The sequence below is a fragment of the Vibrio sp. IB15 genome, assembly GCF_016406055.1.
Classification (GTDB): Bacteria; Pseudomonadota; Gammaproteobacteria; order Enterobacterales; family Vibrionaceae; genus Vibrio; species Vibrio chagasii.
Genome location: NZ_JAEFCE010000078.1, coordinates 1 through 17,832, shown reverse-complemented (window position 1 = coordinate 17,832; position 17,832 = coordinate 1). Strand labels below are relative to the sequence as shown.

General features: G+C 44.0%; 22 protein-coding genes and 1 pseudogene. 5 read left to right on the top strand and 18 right to left on the bottom strand.

Features of this window, described 5'->3' with window-relative positions; translation table 11 throughout:
* Window positions 1-175: 175 nt before the first annotated feature.
* The 5 genes from JC606_RS20875 to JC606_RS20855 all read right to left on the bottom strand — a co-directional run bounded on the left by JC606_RS20875 (window position 176) and on the right by JC606_RS20855 (window position 2,817).
* The gene (locus tag JC606_RS20875) at window positions 176-526 is read right to left on the bottom strand and encodes a hypothetical protein (RefSeq protein WP_102387263.1); all 351 of its coding nucleotides are present in this window, start codon (window positions 524-526) and stop codon (window positions 176-178) included.
* Window positions 527-813: 287 nt separating this feature from the next.
* Complete coding sequence (locus JC606_RS20870; RefSeq protein WP_137409024.1) at window positions 814-1,422, bottom strand: sugar O-acetyltransferase; 609 nt, start codon at window positions 1,420-1,422, stop codon at window positions 814-816.
* A gap of 88 nt (window positions 1,423-1,510) precedes the next feature.
* Window positions 1,511-1,891: a VOC family protein gene (locus JC606_RS20865; RefSeq protein WP_137409025.1), complete on the bottom strand. Its 381-nt coding sequence runs from the start codon at window positions 1,889-1,891 to the stop codon at window positions 1,511-1,513.
* A gap of 75 nt (window positions 1,892-1,966) precedes the next feature.
* On the bottom strand, window positions 1,967-2,656 hold the full coding sequence (locus tag JC606_RS20860; RefSeq protein WP_137409026.1) for a pseudouridine synthase: 690 nt from the start codon (window positions 2,654-2,656) through the stop codon (window positions 1,967-1,969).
* Window positions 2,656-2,817, bottom strand: coding sequence for a hypothetical protein (locus tag JC606_RS20855; protein ID WP_008224207.1), 162 nt, complete (start codon window positions 2,815-2,817; stop codon window positions 2,656-2,658). Before JC606_RS20855 ends, JC606_RS20860 begins: the two co-directional genes overlap by 1 nt.
* Window positions 2,818-2,999: 182 nt before the next feature.
* Here JC606_RS20855 and JC606_RS20850 point away from each other — a divergent pair, with 182 nt between their 5' ends.
* Entirely contained in the window at window positions 3,000-3,401 is a 402-nt protein-coding gene (locus JC606_RS20850) for a YkgJ family cysteine cluster protein (protein ID WP_198779359.1), read from the top strand.
* A gap of 30 nt (window positions 3,402-3,431) precedes the next feature.
* Here the strand turns inward: JC606_RS20850 and JC606_RS20845 are convergent, their stop codons facing one another.
* The 13 genes and pseudogenes from JC606_RS20845 to JC606_RS20785 form a co-directional block, all read right to left on the bottom strand.
* Window positions 3,432-3,833 carry an NUDIX hydrolase gene (locus tag JC606_RS20845; RefSeq protein ID WP_004739594.1) on the bottom strand — a complete coding sequence of 134 codons (402 nt, stop codon included), beginning with the start codon at window positions 3,831-3,833 and terminating at the stop codon, window positions 3,432-3,434.
* Between the two features lie 203 nt (window positions 3,834-4,036).
* Window positions 4,037-4,417 carry an STAS/SEC14 domain-containing protein gene (locus JC606_RS20840; RefSeq protein WP_198779358.1) on the bottom strand — a complete coding sequence of 127 codons (381 nt, stop codon included), beginning with the start codon at window positions 4,415-4,417 and terminating at the stop codon, window positions 4,037-4,039.
* A gap of 108 nt (window positions 4,418-4,525) precedes the next feature.
* Window positions 4,526-5,127 (bottom strand): annotated as a pseudogene (locus JC606_RS20835) (class I SAM-dependent methyltransferase).
* Window positions 5,120-5,641 carry an HAD family hydrolase gene (locus tag JC606_RS20830; protein WP_198779357.1) on the bottom strand — a complete coding sequence of 174 codons (522 nt, stop codon included), beginning with the start codon at window positions 5,639-5,641 and terminating at the stop codon, window positions 5,120-5,122. The pseudogene JC606_RS20835 and the gene JC606_RS20830 overlap by 8 nt, the downstream one beginning before the upstream one ends.
* A gap of 42 nt (window positions 5,642-5,683) precedes the next feature.
* Window positions 5,684-6,184 carry a GNAT family N-acetyltransferase gene (locus tag JC606_RS20825; protein ID WP_198779356.1) on the bottom strand — a complete coding sequence of 167 codons (501 nt, stop codon included), beginning with the start codon at window positions 6,182-6,184 and terminating at the stop codon, window positions 5,684-5,686.
* Window positions 6,185-6,223: 39 nt separating this feature from the next.
* Window positions 6,224-7,168: a D-2-hydroxyacid dehydrogenase family protein gene (locus tag JC606_RS20820; protein ID WP_198779355.1), complete on the bottom strand. Its 945-nt coding sequence runs from the start codon at window positions 7,166-7,168 to the stop codon at window positions 6,224-6,226.
* Window positions 7,169-7,265: 97 nt separating this feature from the next.
* Entirely contained in the window at window positions 7,266-7,730 is a 465-nt protein-coding gene (locus JC606_RS20815; protein ID WP_198779360.1) for an ASCH domain-containing protein, read from the bottom strand.
* A gap of 223 nt (window positions 7,731-7,953) precedes the next feature.
* Complete coding sequence (gene glpQ / locus JC606_RS20810; RefSeq protein ID WP_198779354.1) at window positions 7,954-9,009, bottom strand: glycerophosphodiester phosphodiesterase; 1,056 nt, start codon at window positions 9,007-9,009, stop codon at window positions 7,954-7,956.
* A gap of 82 nt (window positions 9,010-9,091) precedes the next feature.
* Complete coding sequence (glpT, locus tag JC606_RS20805; protein WP_198779353.1) at window positions 9,092-10,462, bottom strand: glycerol-3-phosphate transporter; 1,371 nt, start codon at window positions 10,460-10,462, stop codon at window positions 9,092-9,094.
* 444 nt (window positions 10,463-10,906) lie between these two features.
* Window positions 10,907-11,161 carry a DUF3297 family protein gene (locus JC606_RS20800; protein WP_004739610.1) on the bottom strand — a complete coding sequence of 85 codons (255 nt, stop codon included), beginning with the start codon at window positions 11,159-11,161 and terminating at the stop codon, window positions 10,907-10,909.
* Window positions 11,162-11,354: 193 nt separating this feature from the next.
* The gene (locus JC606_RS20795) at window positions 11,355-11,822 is read right to left on the bottom strand and encodes a GNAT family N-acetyltransferase (RefSeq protein WP_198779352.1); all 468 of its coding nucleotides are present in this window, start codon (window positions 11,820-11,822) and stop codon (window positions 11,355-11,357) included.
* A 77-nt stretch (window positions 11,823-11,899) separates the two neighbouring features.
* Complete coding sequence (locus JC606_RS20790; protein WP_198779351.1) at window positions 11,900-12,037, bottom strand: hypothetical protein; 138 nt, start codon at window positions 12,035-12,037, stop codon at window positions 11,900-11,902.
* Window positions 12,038-12,063: 26 nt separating this feature from the next.
* On the bottom strand, window positions 12,064-13,206 hold the full coding sequence (locus JC606_RS20785; protein ID WP_198779350.1) for a PcfJ domain-containing protein: 1,143 nt from the start codon (window positions 13,204-13,206) through the stop codon (window positions 12,064-12,066).
* Between the two features lie 235 nt (window positions 13,207-13,441).
* Here JC606_RS20785 and JC606_RS20780 point away from each other — a divergent pair, with 235 nt between their 5' ends.
* The 4 genes from JC606_RS20780 to JC606_RS20765 all read left to right on the top strand — a co-directional run bounded on the left by JC606_RS20780 (window position 13,442) and on the right by JC606_RS20765 (window position 17,723).
* Window positions 13,442-13,864 carry a universal stress protein gene (locus JC606_RS20780; protein WP_198779349.1) on the top strand — a complete coding sequence of 141 codons (423 nt, stop codon included), beginning with the start codon at window positions 13,442-13,444 and terminating at the stop codon, window positions 13,862-13,864.
* Window positions 13,865-14,068: 204 nt separating this feature from the next.
* Window positions 14,069-15,427, top strand: a complete 1,359-nt coding sequence (locus JC606_RS20775; protein WP_137409037.1) for a DASH family cryptochrome — start codon at window positions 14,069-14,071, stop codon at window positions 15,425-15,427.
* Window positions 15,424-16,983 (top strand): cryptochrome/photolyase family protein, encoded by a 1,560-nt coding sequence (locus tag JC606_RS20770; protein WP_198779348.1) that lies wholly within the window; start codon window positions 15,424-15,426, stop codon window positions 16,981-16,983. Before JC606_RS20775 ends, JC606_RS20770 begins: the two co-directional genes overlap by 4 nt.
* Window positions 16,983-17,723 carry an SDR family oxidoreductase gene (locus JC606_RS20765; RefSeq protein WP_137409039.1) on the top strand — a complete coding sequence of 247 codons (741 nt, stop codon included), beginning with the start codon at window positions 16,983-16,985 and terminating at the stop codon, window positions 17,721-17,723. Before JC606_RS20770 ends, JC606_RS20765 begins: the two co-directional genes overlap by 1 nt.
* The last annotated feature ends 109 nt before the right edge of the window (window positions 17,724-17,832 follow it).

Here is a 17,832-nt window from a genome sequence, read left to right as displayed (position 1 = left end):
CTCTGAAATGAGGGAGCAGAAACTTCTACGTTTTTAATTGACAGTGGGGGTCATATCAACGCCGCGTTAAGTAGTGAGCAACGCTACCACAAAACCTAACTACAGCACCGTAAACACAAAACCCAACGATAGCACTAAAAATGCCAGGCGTTGGGAATCTGTCTTAAACGCTTTGTTATGCGTCTTCATCCACGATCGGAGAGCCTAACATGGTATCTTCAATGACTGAGTGGCACTCGATTTTGAACCACTTTTGAAACAACGCCCAGTTACGTTTTTGCGGCCAAAGTGATTGGTCTACATACCAATCAAACAGTTCACCCTCAAAAAGTACATCGCAGTTCAATTTCACCCACTCTTTGACTGTATCAGGTGAATCAGCGACTTCACTACTTACTAAATATACAGTGCGATCTTCATTTGCAGACTCTACCGTCAAGTCAGAAACTCCAGTTGGATCAACTTTGTTCAACCAATCCACTGCTTCTTGAGTATATCGGAGTAATAATGCGCCACGATTTAACATGAAATTTCCCGTTAATAGATGTTAGGCGGCAAACATACCATGAAATTACTTCATATTATTAGTCCAATTTTAGCCCTGACGCATAACAGCTCTATTAGACAGAAAAATTCTGTATTTAAATGCAGAATAATTCTGTCTAGTTTCTATCGTTCACACCTTATGTGCAATCTAATCATTATATAACAATGGCTTATATCACAGCTAGGGGCGGAGCTAGAGAAAATGCGGAATTTTTCTGTCTAGTATGCCCCCCCCCCCACACACATTAAGAATCTGGTCAATACGGCTTACTTAAGCTCTTCTGGTATACGGCGATCTTTGTGGTAGTACTCTCGGTCGCGTTCGTTGATTTCTCTCACTACTTTGCAAGGGTTACCAACAGCTACCACATTGGCTGGGATGTCTTTGGTGACTATACTGCCCGCTCCGATAACCGAGTTTTCACCTATGGTAACGCCCGGTAAAACAACTGTGCGCGCGCCAAGCCATACGTTGTTGCAGATACGGACAGGAACATTGAACTGGGCGGCTTTGAGCCTGAGTTCTGGGCTGATGGGATGTGTGCCTGTCGCGATGGTTACGTTAGGTGCAATCATTACGTTATCGCCGATGAATACGTCGGTATCATCAACAAGCGTTAGGTTGAAGTTTACGTATACGTTGTTACCTAAGTGAGTATGACGCCCCCAGTTGGCGTGTAGTGGCGGCTCTATGTAACAACCCTCGCCGACCTCTGCGAAGAGTTGCTTCATAATTTGTTGGCGTTTTTTACCTTCACTCGGGCGAGTGTGGTTGAAATCGTACAGCACTTCTAAACATTGCGTTTGCTCGGCGACCAGATCAACGTCATCACAGTAATAAACGTCTTGGCTGTGCATTTTTGCCTTTATATCCATGTTTGAACCTATTTGATAATTACCGAAGAACGGCATAAATAAAGCGACATATGGATAATTTGAAGCGTTTCATTGGTCTCAAAACAAGTTACGAGTTACGCGGCCTTATGTTCTCGGCAACGCGCCATAACACGCCACTTGGGTCAGTGATACAAAACTCAAGCATTCCCCAAGGTTGCTCAACCACCTCGGTAACGGTTACTTCAAATTCCGCCATTACATTAGAGTTTTGTACGTGCTGATACCAACTTTTTACGTCCTCTACGAGCAAGTGCATCATGTAATTGTGACAGTGTACAGGTTCGTAAAAATCTTGTAAAAGGAATGCATAATCATCGTGACGAAAATAAGCGATATCATGGAACTCAGACATGAGCTCAAACCCCAGAGCTTGGTAAAATCGCTTAGATAGATCGAAATCTTTTGCGGGCACAAACGATTTTATTTCAGTGACTTTGAGGTTTCCCATGATAAACAATTCCTTCTGTTTTGAAGCCCAGAAGTATCGCTGAGCTTTGTGCATTATGCTTAAATTTGTTTTAGGTTACTGGCCAAAGGAGTTAACTTCATCTTCAGTGAGGTAACGCCAGTGGCCTTCTTCAACATCTAAACGGACGTCGCCTATTTGCTCTCTATGTAGCCCAACCACTCGGTTACCAACAGCAGCAAACATTCGCTTAACTTGATGAAACTTACCCTCGGTGATGGTTAAGAGCACTTCTTTTGGGCTAATTACTTCTAGTTCTGCCGGGCGCGTAAGGTTCTTCTCACCTTGCAGCGGAACCCCTGCTTTAAACTTATCAGCGACATCGTCTTTAACATCTCGTGACAATGTCACGCGGTACACCTTTTTACACGACTTTGTGGGCAATGTGATGTTGAAAGACCAACGACCATCATCGGTGATTAACACTAATCCTGTGGTATCAGCATCTAAACGCCCTGCGATGTGCAGTTCAGACGCTTTATCTAACTCTAAATAATTGAAAAGAGATGGATACACTTCGTCGATATTGGAACAGATGGTGCCTGCTGGCTTGTGCATCAAGATATAACGAAACGCGCGTAGCGTTAATGCGTCGCCATTCAGCAAGATGGTATTACTTTCGTGTACTTGAGTGGATTCATCAAGCACGACTTCACTGTTTACACTAACCTCACCATGATGAATGCTTTTAATGGCTTGTGACTTAGTGAGGTCTGTGCTTTTACAAAGGTATTTATCAAGGCGCATTAATCGTCGGCACCACATTTAGCACAAGGCTTGTAAGTGCGCTCTCCTTGTTCAATCACCACATAGTCACGCACACAGTTTTCACATAACGCCAGTTTTGGATAAGCGTCTTTCTGTTTCTTTGCGTTAATGTCGCCTTCAGTGGTGTAGATCGTTCTCATTTGGAGCCTTTGTATTAATCACTTATGAAGCCAAATTGTATCACTGTTTATGGCAGTGCGTCGGTTCACTTTGCCAATGGTTGTTTGCGCCTCGCGCTATTTCTAAGCTCTGGACAACAAAATCAACGTGCCACGCGTATCAGTGATAACATTACAAGAGTTAGCTAACTAAGAAGCCAAGAATGAAAGATTGTAATCAATGCGGAAAATGCTGCATCAAATATGGAGATGGCGACCTCGCCGCGACTCAAGAAGAGATTGACTTGTGGGAACTGTTCAACCCAGACATCTTTGAATATGTTCGTGGTGGTGAGATTTGGTTTGATCCTCATTCTGGTGAGCGTTTAACTCGTTGCCCGTTTCTAGAACTCGTCCCCAATAAAGACACAAATGCTCAAGCAAAATACACCTGCAGTATTTACTTAGACCGCCCAGAAGATTGCCGACACTACCCTAGCCTAATCAATGAAATGGTGAGGGATAAGTGTGAGATGATTGAAGTGGTGGATCTGCAAGATACGAAAAAAGCTCAAAGAAGACTTGACCTTTTAATGAAAGGAAGTCGCCCTTCAAGCTTTTCATAATTGTGATCTTTTGGAGAGCTGATCTTGTTATTACGACAAGTACTGATTCTCTTCTAACCAATCTAGCGCAACCAGTGCCACCGATGAACATACCTCTCTGTCATTGCCATCGACAAACTTAAGTTCTTCGATCTCAGCGTCTGGTGATAGTTCGCCCGTGTAGTCTGCAACGTAACAAGTCAATTGCACTGAAATACCTTCCGCTTTGCCATCAGCCTGGCCAGTAAACGTCTCAACGTATTTGAGTGAATCAGGCACTAAATCGACTGAAATCTCTTCTTTGATTTCACGAAGCAATGCTTGCTCATCACTTTCACCCGCTTCGCGTTTTCCACCCGGTAAGTAAAACCGTTCTTTACCTTTTGATCTCACCATCAACAGCTTGCCATCTTGAATGAATACCCAAGCGAGCTTATCAATTACCTTATTCATGTTCTTAGACCTTGTTATTGTGCTTCTTATTCTAATTAAAGCGACGATATCGCATGGGCGGCATGTTACCTACAGCAGTCAGCATATTCTATTGAATTACATAAAAAATGATATTGGGAGTCGATGAATGACAGCCATCAATGCGGTTCGTTAAAGGTTAAAGCTTACCAATGGCTGTCATTTGAAATAATGATGTGACGAAACTAATCAACAAGCCACTCTATCGCAGAGTCGTGATCTTCGAATGACTTGATGTCACCAGACACAAACCAGCTTCCCACTTTTGCTGCCAGTTCTTGCCAGCTTTGATCACCGTAAGTAGCGATCTTGTCTATCTTGGAGTTGAGTTCTAGCCCGAGTTTGAAATCATCCCATGCGGCGCGACGTTCCCAGCCCGTTAATGTGGAGATATCAACAAGCATCTTCAGTGCGGACGAATCGATCTCTTTTATGGTGGTTTTTAAGATGGGTATCATTGCTTGATAGTCGTCGTGCGTTAATTTCCCTTTCGCTTTGAACACGATGATGGTTTCGCCGCTAACACGCTCAATTCCAACCGATATTCCATGACGTTCGATACTCATAACCTTGCCCCTCTATTAGAAATATAGGCTTAGCTTAGAGTATTAATTAGACAACAAATGAGAAGTTGCTTTCAAAATGAACGCACAGAAAATTTTAGTTGAACGTTACTAGGTTGGACGTCGCTTAATCGCCACAACAGAGTAAGTATGCCAATGCTTCATCTTGCCTAATGATGTAAGCGCTTGTTCGTCTCGCTCGTGAAAACGGATAACTTCGAACGCATCAAATAGACTCAGTACTTTTGCCTTTGTGAGAGGCGTTGTAGAGGTTCGATAACCATAAGCCCAACTATCATCTACCCCCATGAAATCGCCCGCAAATACACCACCGATTTCAATGCTATCGATGATTCGCTGCCACGTCTGATCGAACTGATTTGGCTTTGCAAAAAATAGGCTGGAGTTCGCAATCACTAGCCCGGCTTTGGGATAATCATAATCTTCAATGCGCTTTGAGATATCTCGACAAAAGCTTTTTGACCGAACCTATCTCGACATATCGATATGGAGTCAGAGTTAACGTCGAAGCCATAAATTTGGTGGCCTTGCTGCTCTAAAAACGCAATGTCACTTCCTGTACCACAACCGCAGTCAATCACGACATTTAAACCTGACTCGTTCAGCTTCATAGCGAATTCTGTTCTTTTTGAATGAGGCTTATCTAAGGCTTTTTGATAATACTGACGCCAAATCTCTGAATGATCATCCATTGCATAACTCCAGCAGTTCGGTCAGGTTTTTAACCTCAACGATAGGTAAGTTTGTATCTGCGATGGTCCCTTCAGTGTTGAGCCAAACAGCCTGCAGGCCTGCCTCAAGTGCAGGGTAGATATCTTTCTCTAGGGTATCGCCAATCATGGTGCTCTCTTTTGGCTTTATCCCGAGTTGCGAGATGATCGCAGGATAGAAGCCCGGCTCGTATTTAGATAAACCAATACTCGCCTTACAGAAGTAACCATCAATGTATTGCGACAGGCCAACTCGCTCAAACGCCCAGATGATGTCAGTTTTGCTTGAATCGGCCGCATTAGTCGCGATGTAGATGTTGTGATGCTTGGACAATTCAGCGAGTAAAGCTTGTGCTCCACTCACTTCTTGTACGATTTCCCAGTCACACATTTTCCCTTGTGCGTCTGGGAAATCGATCATTAAGGTGTTGCCCCAATCAAATAAGACTGTTTTGGTCAGCTTGGTTGCAGCCGTTGATCTTATGCCTTTGCTCATCATGCCTCCTGCATTGATGATGTTTCGAATGTTTTACCGTACTTATAAGAATTTCTCGATAAGAATCTCATCAAAGTACTGATCACCTATCTTGGCGTGCTTCTTTGCGATTCCGACAGTTTCAAAGCCCTGTTTGAGGTAAACCGCCAATGCTCGTTCATTGTCCGCTCTAACGTAAGCAAAAAGCTTTTCGTAGCCTTTGGCTTTTGCGATTTCGAATGTATGTTCAAATAAATGCTTTGCGACACCTTGCCCACGGCTGTTTGCGTAAACATAAGTCCCAATAATACCGACATGATCAAAGGCTTTCGTATAAGAGGCAAACGGTTCTACGTTTTGAAAACCAAGCAATTGATTAGTCGTTTGATTAACAGCAACACTGAACACGCCACGTTCGGGAAACGACTCAATAAAACCTTTCTCTTCATCCAACGTAAACGTCTGATCTAAGATGGTATAACGCCCTTCGATGATGATTGGGTTTAATACATCGATAATACCCTGAGCATCATCTACTGTAACTTGTCTGATTGTTAAGCTCATACTTTCTCTACCTTTTTTTTCCTTGGGCAGATTCTAGCTCTATATGCCACCTTTTTGATAGGACAGAATGTTATCAAAAGCGATATCAAAGTAGAGTTCGTAACTATTTTGTTCAACGTAGCCCAAATGCGGCGTTGCAGTCACATTTGGTAGAGATAGCAGAGGTTCGTTATCTGGTGTCGCAGGTTCAATATCAAACACATCTATTGCTGCTCTTTTGCTTGGTACCTTAGTGAGTTCGTTAAGCAAGGCTTCTGGTTCGACTAACTCCGCTCGGCTGATATTCACGAATAGCGAGTCAGGTTTCATTACGCTGAGGTCACTGGCAGTAACACAGCCTTTAGTGACACTGTTTAAACGAAGGTGTAATGAGAGTACGTCAACACTCTCGAAAAATGCCTGCTTGGTTGCTGCCACCTCAAAACCATCGGCATGTGCTTGGTCTCGCGAATTCTGGCTACCCCACACCATGACATCCATCCCGAACGCTTTGGCGTATTGCGCGATGCAGCGCCCGATTTTTCCATAGCCCCAAATGCCAAGCTTTAAGCCCCTCAGCGTTCTGCCTAAACCAAGTACGCCTGAATCTTGCCATTGGTTATGTTTAAGGTTTGAAGCGTAAGTAGGAATGTGACGAGATGCCGCCATAATCAATGCCCAACAGAGCTCAGAGGGCGCGACAGGTGAACCTCGTCCTTCTAGCACTTTCACACCGAAACGTTCACACAGTTGTTGATCGATGTGATTACTGACTTTTCCGGTTTGGCTGATCACTTTTAGATTTGGCAGTTTAGATAGCAGCGACTCCGTGATTTCGGTACGCTCGCGAATGAGCACAAGCGCCTCAAAGTCGTACAGCTTCAACACTAGTTCATTTTCTGGATAGGTCTCGGTGAACACGGTGACGTCATGTTGTTCTAACTTACGATAACACTCGAGGCTTTTTACTGCATTTTGATAATCATCCAATATCGCAATTTTCACTACACACTCCTTGTTCAATTGCTTTGCCGTTTTTGAGCTTTTAATGCCACGGGTCAAGATTCATTTAACTTGTGACACTCTGTATAGATCAAACCAATTATTGATGGACGACTTTGAAACGCTCAAGCACCAACATCATGTCTTCACTTGGTGTGATCTTTAATTCTTCACACTCACGAGAAAAAAAGTTCCAGTGGGCTTCTCGCCACCATTCCAACGTTTTGTCACCCTCGCCTTCAGCGGCAGCAAACTCAGCCGTCACCTGGTTATATCGGCACAATGACACCGAGGTAAGTTCAACAATACAGACAGGCTCACCGTGCCAATCAGTGACCACCTGTAAATGTCCAACAACGGGCATGGTTTCGCCTTCATGGCTATACCAATATTCCATGCTGCATGAGGCTTGTTTTTCACCTTTCAGTATCAGCTGCGCGCATAGATTGGCGTTGTATTCATCCGCACAGTAATAGTCGGCACTGAATGAGGTGTATTGTTTGGCAACTTCAGCCGGCAGTGAATTGAGATAACTATCTAGATAGGCTTTGCTTCTTTCTTCCATGATGTGTCCATTTTCAATATTCGCTTCAGCCAGAAGCGCTACATATTGAGCAACTGACTGCATTGCGCGTAACCTATCAAGGAGTACAAACGGTGTAAACCAAGTAATAATGAAAGTGTGTTGAGATAGTAGATTTAATGCGAGATTGTTAGACCAAAAAAAGAGCTAAAAACACCTTCAGGCAGTGCTTTTAACTCTTTGTATTTTGTTTTGGATTAACCAATTAACGGTTTAAGAAGTCTACCGCTTTATCTGGGAAGTCGGTAAACACACCGTCGACTTTCACTTGGTTATAAAACACATCCAACATCCCATCGAAGTTATCGACATAACCTGGAATTCGGCCTGGATCAACTCGGAATGTGTATGGGTGAACATCTAAGCCTGCGTCTTTCGCTGATTTCATCAACGGCTTTATGATGATGTTGTCTTTGGTTGATGCATCGTCCACCAGCATAGGTTTCCAAGGGCCAATACCGTCAGCATAAGTCGCCACTTTTGCCATACCGCCTTTCTCGAACATCCAATCGTAACTATAAGGCGTTGCTACATCGCCTTTGTAAGTCATGGTTTCATTCCAGTCCGTATAAGCCATTAGCTGAACCAGCTTGAGGTCCATTTCCATCGCAGGCATGAGTTCGTCGTTTATACGTTTTAGTTCGTTCGCATCGAAACACTGCAAGTAGACCTTGTCGTCTTTAGATAGGTAACCATATTGATGCAAGGTAGCCAGTACCGCTTTAGAAATGTCTTTCCCTTCATGACGGTGGAACCAAGGTGCTTTGATTTCTGGGTAGATACCAACGTCATAACCAAGGGTCTTATTCAAGCCTTGGATCATTTCGATTTCTTCTGCAAACGTTGGTACTCGGAAATCAGACTGCCACATTGGGAAGCGTGTTGGGTAACCTGCGACTTTGTTCCCTTGCTCATCGAGCTTAAAGCCTTCTGTCACTCTTAATGATTTAATCTCAGCGAGCGTAAAGTCTATCGCGTAGTAGCGCCCATCTTCACGCGCACGGTCAGGAAAGCGCTCAGCAACATCGGTAACGCGATCTAGATAATGATCGTGAAGTACGACAAGTTGGTCGTCTTTGGTCATCACAACATCTTGTTCGATGTAGTCCGGCTTCATTGCATAAGCAAGAGCCTTAGCAGGCAGAGTGTGTTCAGGTAAATAACCCGATGCGCCTCGGTGAGCAATAACCAAAGGATCGGCAAAGGCGTTAGCCGATAAGCTTAGAGCCAATAGAGTCAGGGACAGTGACGTTGTTTTCATTGTTCTATTCCTTGATATAATAGAGGCAGGTTGTCCCTGCCTCGTTTAATTATTGGTATGATGCTATTGAGTTAAAGAATGATTAAGCTATTGCCTCTTTCTCTCGCTCAAGGCTTTTCTCTTTATGGTGCTTACGCTCACCGACAAACGCGTACAGCAGACAGATGATTGAAGCAACACAAGCACCCACCAAGATAGTGAAACCACCATCCCATCCGTAATGGTCAACCATGAAGCCAAGCACTGCGTTTGCTGCAACTGCGCCACCTAAGTAACCAAATAGACCTGTTAGACCTGCCGCTGTACCCGCAGCTTTCTTAGGTGCAAGTTCAAGTGCGTATAGACCAATTAGCATTACTGGGCCATAGATTAGGAAACCAATCGCAATCAGTGCCAGCATATCAATAGTTGGGTTACCTGCCGGGTTAAACCAGTAAACTAGAACGGCGATAGTCACCAATACCATGAACAAGATACCTGCTGGAGCACGGCGGCCCTTGAATAGCTTATCTGAAATCCAACCACACAATAGCGTGCCAGGGATACCTGCCCACTCATACAAGAAGTAAGCCCAAGAAGATTTATCTACAGAGAAGTCTTTCGCTTCTTTTAGGTAAACAGGAGCCCAGTCCAGTACGCCATAACGAATTAGGTAAACGAACGCGTTTGCAATTGCGATAGACCACAACAGTTTGTTATTGAATACGTACTTAAAGAAGATCTCTTTCGCTGTCATCTCAGTTTCGTGAGATTTGTCGTAGTCATCTGGGTAGTCGTTTTTGTGCTCTTCAATCGGCGGTAGACCACAAGATTGAGGGGTATCTCTTACTGTGAACCAAATGAAAATAGCAACGAGAGTGGCAAAAAATGCAGGAACATAAAAAGCGGTTCGCCAATCGTCGTTAAAAGCCCACAGACCCAATAAGAACATTGGACCAATCAAGCCACCACCCACGTTGTGAGCCACGTTCCATACCGACACGATCTCACCACGCTCTTTACGTGACCACCAGTGCACCATGGTTCGCCCACACGCTGGCCAACCCATACCTTGGAACCAACCGTTTAAGAATAGAAGAATAAACATTGCGGTGATGCTGCCGGTTGCCCAAGGCATGAAACCAAAGCAGAACATAACCAGTGCCGACATTAACAAGCCACCACTGAGGAAATAACGAGGGTTAGAACGGTCAGAAACGCTACCCATTAAGAATTTAGATAAACCGTAAGCAATAGATACGGCTGCTAATGCCACACCCAGCTCACCACGGCTGAAACCCTGTTCAATCAAGTAAGGCATTGCCAAACTGAAGTTTTTACGGACTAGGTAGTAACCCGCATAGCCAACAAAAATACCGATGAACAGTTGCCATCGTAATCGTGTGTAAGTGCTATCGATCTTATCTGATGACAAGCGATCGATATGCGCCATAGGTTTGAATATTCCAAACATAGGAACCTCATATTATTGGGCGAAGGAAATATAAAATGCTCGAACGAAAAAATATACGCTCATTCGAAAACAGGAGGGATTGTATGTGCTTCAGGGATAATTTCTGTGATGTATATAGCTATTAACAATAAAATTGTTTAAATACAGCAAATTAGTTTCATTTAATTAGATCACGCTTCATATTTTTGACGATTCGTTTACTATTAAACCAATTGTAAATCGAGCAAGCACTAGCCAGAAGTGAGCAATCGAGCGTTAAGCAAGCACAGTACGTCGTATTATTGTCCTTGCGGCATATTGAATACTGCGTTTTACGATGGCGACAAGACAACTTTCTATTTCTCGAAAGCATATTTAGGACGGTACAAAGACAAAAAGGGCCTAGATTTCTCTAGACCCTTCTATAAACAGTATTCCGCAGCTGATTTCAGCTACAACCATCTATTATTCTTCGATGTAGTAAGCTTCTACAGTGCCTTTAAGAGTAATAAGCATTGGCTGACCGAAGCGATCAAGTGCTTTAGGAGAAGGAATCTTCACCCAACCTTCGCTGATGCAGTATTCTTCAACATCAGTACGCTCTTTACCATTTAGACGGATACCGATTGGGTATTCGAAACACTCAGCCACGTGGTGTGGGCTGCGTGGGTTGCCTGCAAGATGATCTGGTAAAGCTGGTCTTGAATTAGTATCGCTCATGTTCATTACCTGTATGTACGTAAATAAAAAAAGTGCGTCATTCTAGTCAATATAGGCTTTGTGCTCAACAACTGCCGTAATAAATCGTATTGATAGCTTTAATCAGCGTCTAGTTGTTTGATTTATTGGCGATATTTGCCCTATTTCTTACATAAAACTAAACACTTTTAACATCTTAAGCCGATACCTTCACTCAAAAAGAAACGCACATCACATGATGGTCTGGGTCGGTATCAATATTGACGCTCGACCAACCGAGAGATAGGTACAAGGACGGTATATTGGTATAGGCGTAAAGCTTAGACGCAGAGTGTTCTGCGGTTTTAGATTGGTAGAAGGCTGGCATTTGTTCAACCGCTCGCTTAATCAATTCACTCGCAATGCCTTGGCCTCGCCATTTCTCATCAACATAAACAGCGTTAATCCAGACGACATCCCTTACTTGATGAGGTTCTTGAAAATGGGAGTACGCTAAACCACCGATAACAACATTTTCGCGAATGACCACAATAACTGGCGGAAGATGAGCATTGGTTGGGACCGATTGTTCCGGATAGGCTGATTTAAACTCAAAGTCCGCCCATTCACTTTGAAAAAGACGTTCGAGATCTTGCCAATGTGGAGAGTGCTGGACACATTGTCTAAAAACGACTTTTTGCATTTAAACTTCCTTTTTCAATACGAACGATATAAATGAGATCCACTGAGTGAAACAACTCACTCAAAATCAGTATTACGCTACTCTTTTTCCTCATAATGATCATAGTCTGCGTCTTGATTAATCTCTTCTCCACAACCTAAGCATTCCGCTTGTAAATCCGTGGGCATCGCAATAATCAAACCACAGTGTGGGCATAAATCACCTTGTTGATACATATAGCTTCCCTTCTACTTTACCCAGTCTATTTTACCCACTTTTGATTAGGGTACGTTTGCTTGCTCTCTTCCAACCAATCGTGAATCACTTGGCGAGCTGCCTCAGTCGGTGGCGCGTTTCTTTTTCCACAGATTTGGTCAATCTCAAACGGAAACGCTTTATTTGGAACACGACGTAAACCTATGGTTAGGCGCTGAGGTTTCATCATTCGAAACACCACATAGCGGTCACTCATAATGCGATTATGATACACGCCAATACAGTGCTTTTGTTCGATGCCCTCTTTCTCAAGATCAAAGTAATCCGTAATTGGGTGAATGTTTTCATTCCCAAGCAAAGGGACCGGATAAGGGATATCCATGTCCATAGGGCGACTGCCTTCTAAACGTCGCATTTGACGCTGCTCAGTCCAACGGTCGTGGAGTTGTTCGAACATTGCGAACGAGTTCTGACTGGTTATTGAACGTAAAGGATCATCAATTTCTAAATCCTGCCCTAACAATATCGCATCTTGGAACATGGCCATCTTCGACGGAGAGTTGAGTCTACCCTCTTCAACCATTGCAATGCCCAATCGACTGCCAGTTAAAAATGGGTGTACCTGGTCCAAACGCAGTGCCGTGTAGCCAACCTTCGAGTAGTGCTTAAATTTAAGAACACCTCTTTGCAGGGGCTCTAGAATTCGCACGATATGGTCGAGTTCATCGCCAACGTTGTAGTTCAGCTCAAGCTTATCGATAAATTTTAGCGTCGCTTTGCTGCTGTCTAAACCAAGCTTAGCCAGGATCTTCTTTTGCCCTAAACGACTCAGCTCCAGAGCTTTCTGGTTATCAACACTGTATTTCATGCAAATCAGCGCCAAGATCACTGGCCGTAATTCCAACAGTTGTGCCGCTTCATAAGTGTTCGCCGCCAACCACAACATTTGGTACTGGTATTCTGGAAAGTTGTCTGTGATTTCACGGTAACGTGCAGGCAGAGTTTCTAACCATTGCCCGTTAACATCAAATTGCTCTATGAGATTAAGGCTTAACCCAATACCACCATCGAGTGGACGTCGTCCGTCTTCAAACACATGGAAGCCAACCAATTTTTGTGACCAATCACGAATCTCGATATCGTAATCAAAGCCAAGTGTTCGGGTGGGAATGGTGAGTAATGCTGTCATTGATGCCTCTTCATTGGTGGCGCATTGATCTTTCAAGCCTATATAACAGCATAAGCTAGCGCCTCATCCACTATATCAACCTTTTGTAAATTTCTTATCAATCAAAGCGCTATATACAGGATAGCCTTTATAAGATCTTTGAATGATGATTTTCCTTAATATGAGACCTCTTCGATATCATTTGCGCCAACAAAAACTATGCTTGTTACATAACCCACAACAAAAGGCTTAAATTATGGAATACCGGCATATTCTAGTCGCCGTTGAATTGTCTGACGACACCAAAGTACTGATTGATAGAGCGACTTTCTTCGCGGATAAACTCGATGCGGGTATTTCGTTTGTCTACATCGATGGTACGCATGGAGAAATCTACCCCGAGCTAGTTGATATTCAAGCAAATGACGGGGATTTACCCATCAATCAAGATGCCGTTAACCACTTGAAGGAGTTCGAGGTTCACGCAAAGCACCCTATTAAGCATATTTTTGTAGGTACGGGCGATTTGAACGATAAGCTCAAGAACACGATCTCAGAAAATAACGTTGACCTATTAATGTGCGGCCATCACCATGATTTTTGGCATAAGCTTATCTCCCACTCGAAACAGATAATCGACACCTCTCCGATTGATATCTTGGTCGTTCCGATGGAATAGCAGCTTTCTGTTAAACGGTTAAAACGTTCATCATTGCCAACCTCTATCGGTATTATTGGTTGGCATATTTCGGTTGGCCGAATACCCTTCTGTACTCGTCCCTTTTTCTCTGGCTACGCACTACCGATTTCCCTACATCATTTGTGATCTTGTTAGCGTATCAACTCGTAAGCGTCTAATAATTAACAATTCACGAGTGTAATCATGAAAAAGATTGGTCTCTATCTTTTTACAAATGACTTAAGAATAAACGACAACACACTACTGCACCGGGCGTCTCAGCTCGTCGATGAGCTACTATGCGTCGCGGTCGAACCAAGGCTTTCTACCTACTCTGTTCGACTTTCACAAGAACAGGAAAACGGGGCGCATCGTCACCTCTTCATTAAGCAAGCTATAGATGATTTAGCCTTGAGTTTGGCGCGTCTTGGACAACGCCTTTTTGTGTTAGAGCGAAATACGAGTGAGGACTTAGTTCAACTCGTCAAATCTCAGCAAGTGACACACTTTTTTGCCAGTTCGCATTGTGCCCATGACGAGCGACAGTTAGTAATTGATACGCTAACGCAGTGCCCTGGTTTATTCATCTCTCAACAACATCACACGACTTTGTTTGAGAGTGATGCGTTCCCCTTCGAACTTACTAAGCTACCTCGTTCGTTCACTAAGTTCCGTCTTCAAGTTGAATATTTAGAGATTGAGATAGAAGAGAGTGTAATAACTTCCCTTCCACCAGCGCCACAAACCGCTACCGAGTGTTATAGAAAGCCGATACTTGAATCGGAAGCCTCAGATGCAGGTGATTACGTAGGCGGCGAAACGGCAGGGTTAATCCACTTAGAAAACTACTTTTCAAATGACTATGCTGGTACCTACAAACAGACTCGAAACGCATTAGATGGCATCGAAAACTCTACTAAGTTTTCGCCATGGCTAGCATTAGGGTGTGTATCGCCAAAAACTATTTACCGTCACTTAAAGCACTTCGAAGCGCATCGTGGCGCGAACGATTCTACCTACTGGATTTATTTTGAGTTGTTGTGGCGTGAGTATTTCTACTGGAAGTGTTTAACGCTGGGGACATCGCTGTTTGGTCGAGAATCTAGTGATCTGCCAAATGAACATTCGCTCGACACCACTTCGGGATCAAGCTTCGTCAAGTGGAAAAGCGGCAACACCAACTACCCAATTGTTGATGCCTGCATGCGCCAGCTTAACGCAACGGGTTATATGTCTAACAGAGGCAGACAGCTGGTCGCGAGCTGCTTGATTCATGAGCTCGGTATTGATTGGCGCCACGGCGCCGCCTACTTCGAAAGCCAACTCATTGATTACGATGTCGCGTCGAATTGGGGTAATTGGGCTTATATCGCCGGAGCTTTAAATTCACAGGCTGCGCAAAACGCCAACAAACAAAATGCAGCCAATCAATCACAATCTAAATCCCGTCATTTCGATCTTGTTAAGCAGACAGAAATGTATGACCCAGAGCACGCCTTTATCAACAAGTGGCACCGGGAAGACGAGACATCAGCGTCAATTCGATATCAGGACGTAATATGAAATACAAAACTGTACGCCTAATTTTAGGTGACCAGCTCAATATAGAGCACTCTTGGTTTGATCATGTTAGTGATGACGTAATCTACATCATCGCCGAACTTAAGCAGGAAACCGACTATGTTGCCTCGCACATCCAAAAAGTGGCGGCGTTCTTTTCTGCAATGGGTTATTTCGCTGAAGAACTAACACAACGTGGGCACCAAGTGTTGCATTTAACCTTGGATGATACGGCACAGTTTAAAGATCTCGATGCCGTTCTTCAGCACTACACAAACGAGTTTAACGCCGAGAAATTTGAATACCAGAGACCAGACGAATATCGTCTATTAGAACAACTTAACAAGCTCAAATTACCTAACACTGTCAAAGGGAGCTGCGACTCCGAGCACTTCATGTTTCCTTTTTCCGAAATCGAGGAACAGTTCCCGAAGGATAAACACATCATGATGGAGCACTTCTATCGTCGAATGAGGAAGCGTTTCGACATTCTCTTAGACGACGGAAAGCCAGTCGGCGGTAAATGGAACTATGATGCAAACAACCGTAAGAAACTCAAGAAACAGGACATCGAAAACCTGCCACAACCCTTGATGTTTGCCAACGATATCTCATCCATCCTAGAGCGCATCGAACGACATCAAGTAGTAACTATAGGGCAAGTTAGCGACCAATTGCTTTGGCCTGTGAATCGAGCGCAAAGTTTGTCTTTGCTCGCTCACTTCTGCCAAGTTTGTCTGCCGCTATTTGGCCACTTTCAAGACGCAATGACCGTGGAACACGACTCAAAATGGAGCTTGTATCACAGCCGACTCTCGTTCTCGTTAAACAGCAAGCTTCTTAGCCCTAGCGAAGTTATTGATGCAGCTCTTTCAGCTTATCACGCATCCTCTAAGCAAGGTGCGCCCTCTATCGATATAGCACAGGTCGAAGGGTTTATTCGTCAGATATTGGGTTGGCGTGAATACATACGGGCGGTGTATTGGGCGAACATGCCGGCTTACGCTACCAAGAACCACTACTCAGCAGACCGAGCGTTGCCGCATTACTTTTGGGATGGCCACACTAAGATGAATTGCATGAAGCACGCGATTGATCAGTCTCTAGAGTATGCTTATGCCCACCATATTCAAAGGCTCATGGTAACGGGCAACTTTTGCTTAATCACAGGCATTGCACCAGACCAAGTCGACAGTTGGTACCTCGGCATTTACGTTGATGCAATTGAATGGGTTGAAATGCCAAATACGCGAGGTATGGCACTGTTTGCGGATGGCGGGATCATAGGAACCAAACCATACTCTGCCAGCGGTTCGTACATTAATCGCATGAGTGACTACTGCAAAGGCTGTCATTACAAGATTAAAGAGCGCACTGGTGAAAGTTCATGCCCGTTCAACAGTTTGTATTGGCGCTTTATGGATCAACACCGCGATGCCTTAAACCGAAACCCTCGCATGGGAATGCTTTATCGTTCTTGGGACAACATGGATGAACAAGAACAGCAAGCGATACTAGATACCGCAGAACAACGACTAACTAATTTGGAGAACTTATAATGGTGGAGCAACTCAGATTACATATATTGGTTATTGGTGGTAGTGGCGGCATTGGCCTCGCCGTAGTTAAACACCTACTCTCTGAGCTGTCTCGCTTTGATTTTCTCGATATTCGTGTTGCAGCGACTTACCATTCTAAAAAGCCTGAGGTTGATGACAAACGCCTGACTTGGCACCAGGTTGACGTGACTCAAGAATCCGATATTGCCTCATTACGATCTCAATTTGAACAACTCGATTGGCTGATTAACTGCGTTGGGATGTTACATACGCCAGAACTTGGGCCTGAAAAGAATCTTTCGTCCATCGACCCAGAGTTCTTCCTCAAAAACATGTCTGTGAATACCCTACCAAGCTTGTTGCTCGCTAAGCATTTTACTCCTCTTCTCAAAGCAAGCGACAACCCCAAGTTTGCGGTGGTTTCCGCCAAGGTTGGCAGTATTACAGATAATCGATTAGGTGGCTGGTATAGCTATCGTTCATCAAAAGCAGCCCTCAACATGTTCATTAAAACCATGTCGATTGAATGGGGTCGCACCATTAAGAAAGGCACCATATTAGCGCTGCACCCAGGGACGACCGATACTGCGTTGTCGAAACCCTTTCAAGCAAATGTACCGGAAGGTAAGCTATTTGATTCGGCTTACGTGGCACATCAACTCGTCGACATTATTCGCACCGCCACACCAGAGCAAAGCGGACATTTTTACGCGTATAACGGGGAACAGTTACCTTGGTAAAGTAGAAGTACAAGTTTGGGAATATCAGAACATCACTGAGATTCCCTATCACGCTCAATGGTATGGACTCCCCACCTCAACTGACAGCGTCAGCTAAAGTTACAGGTGC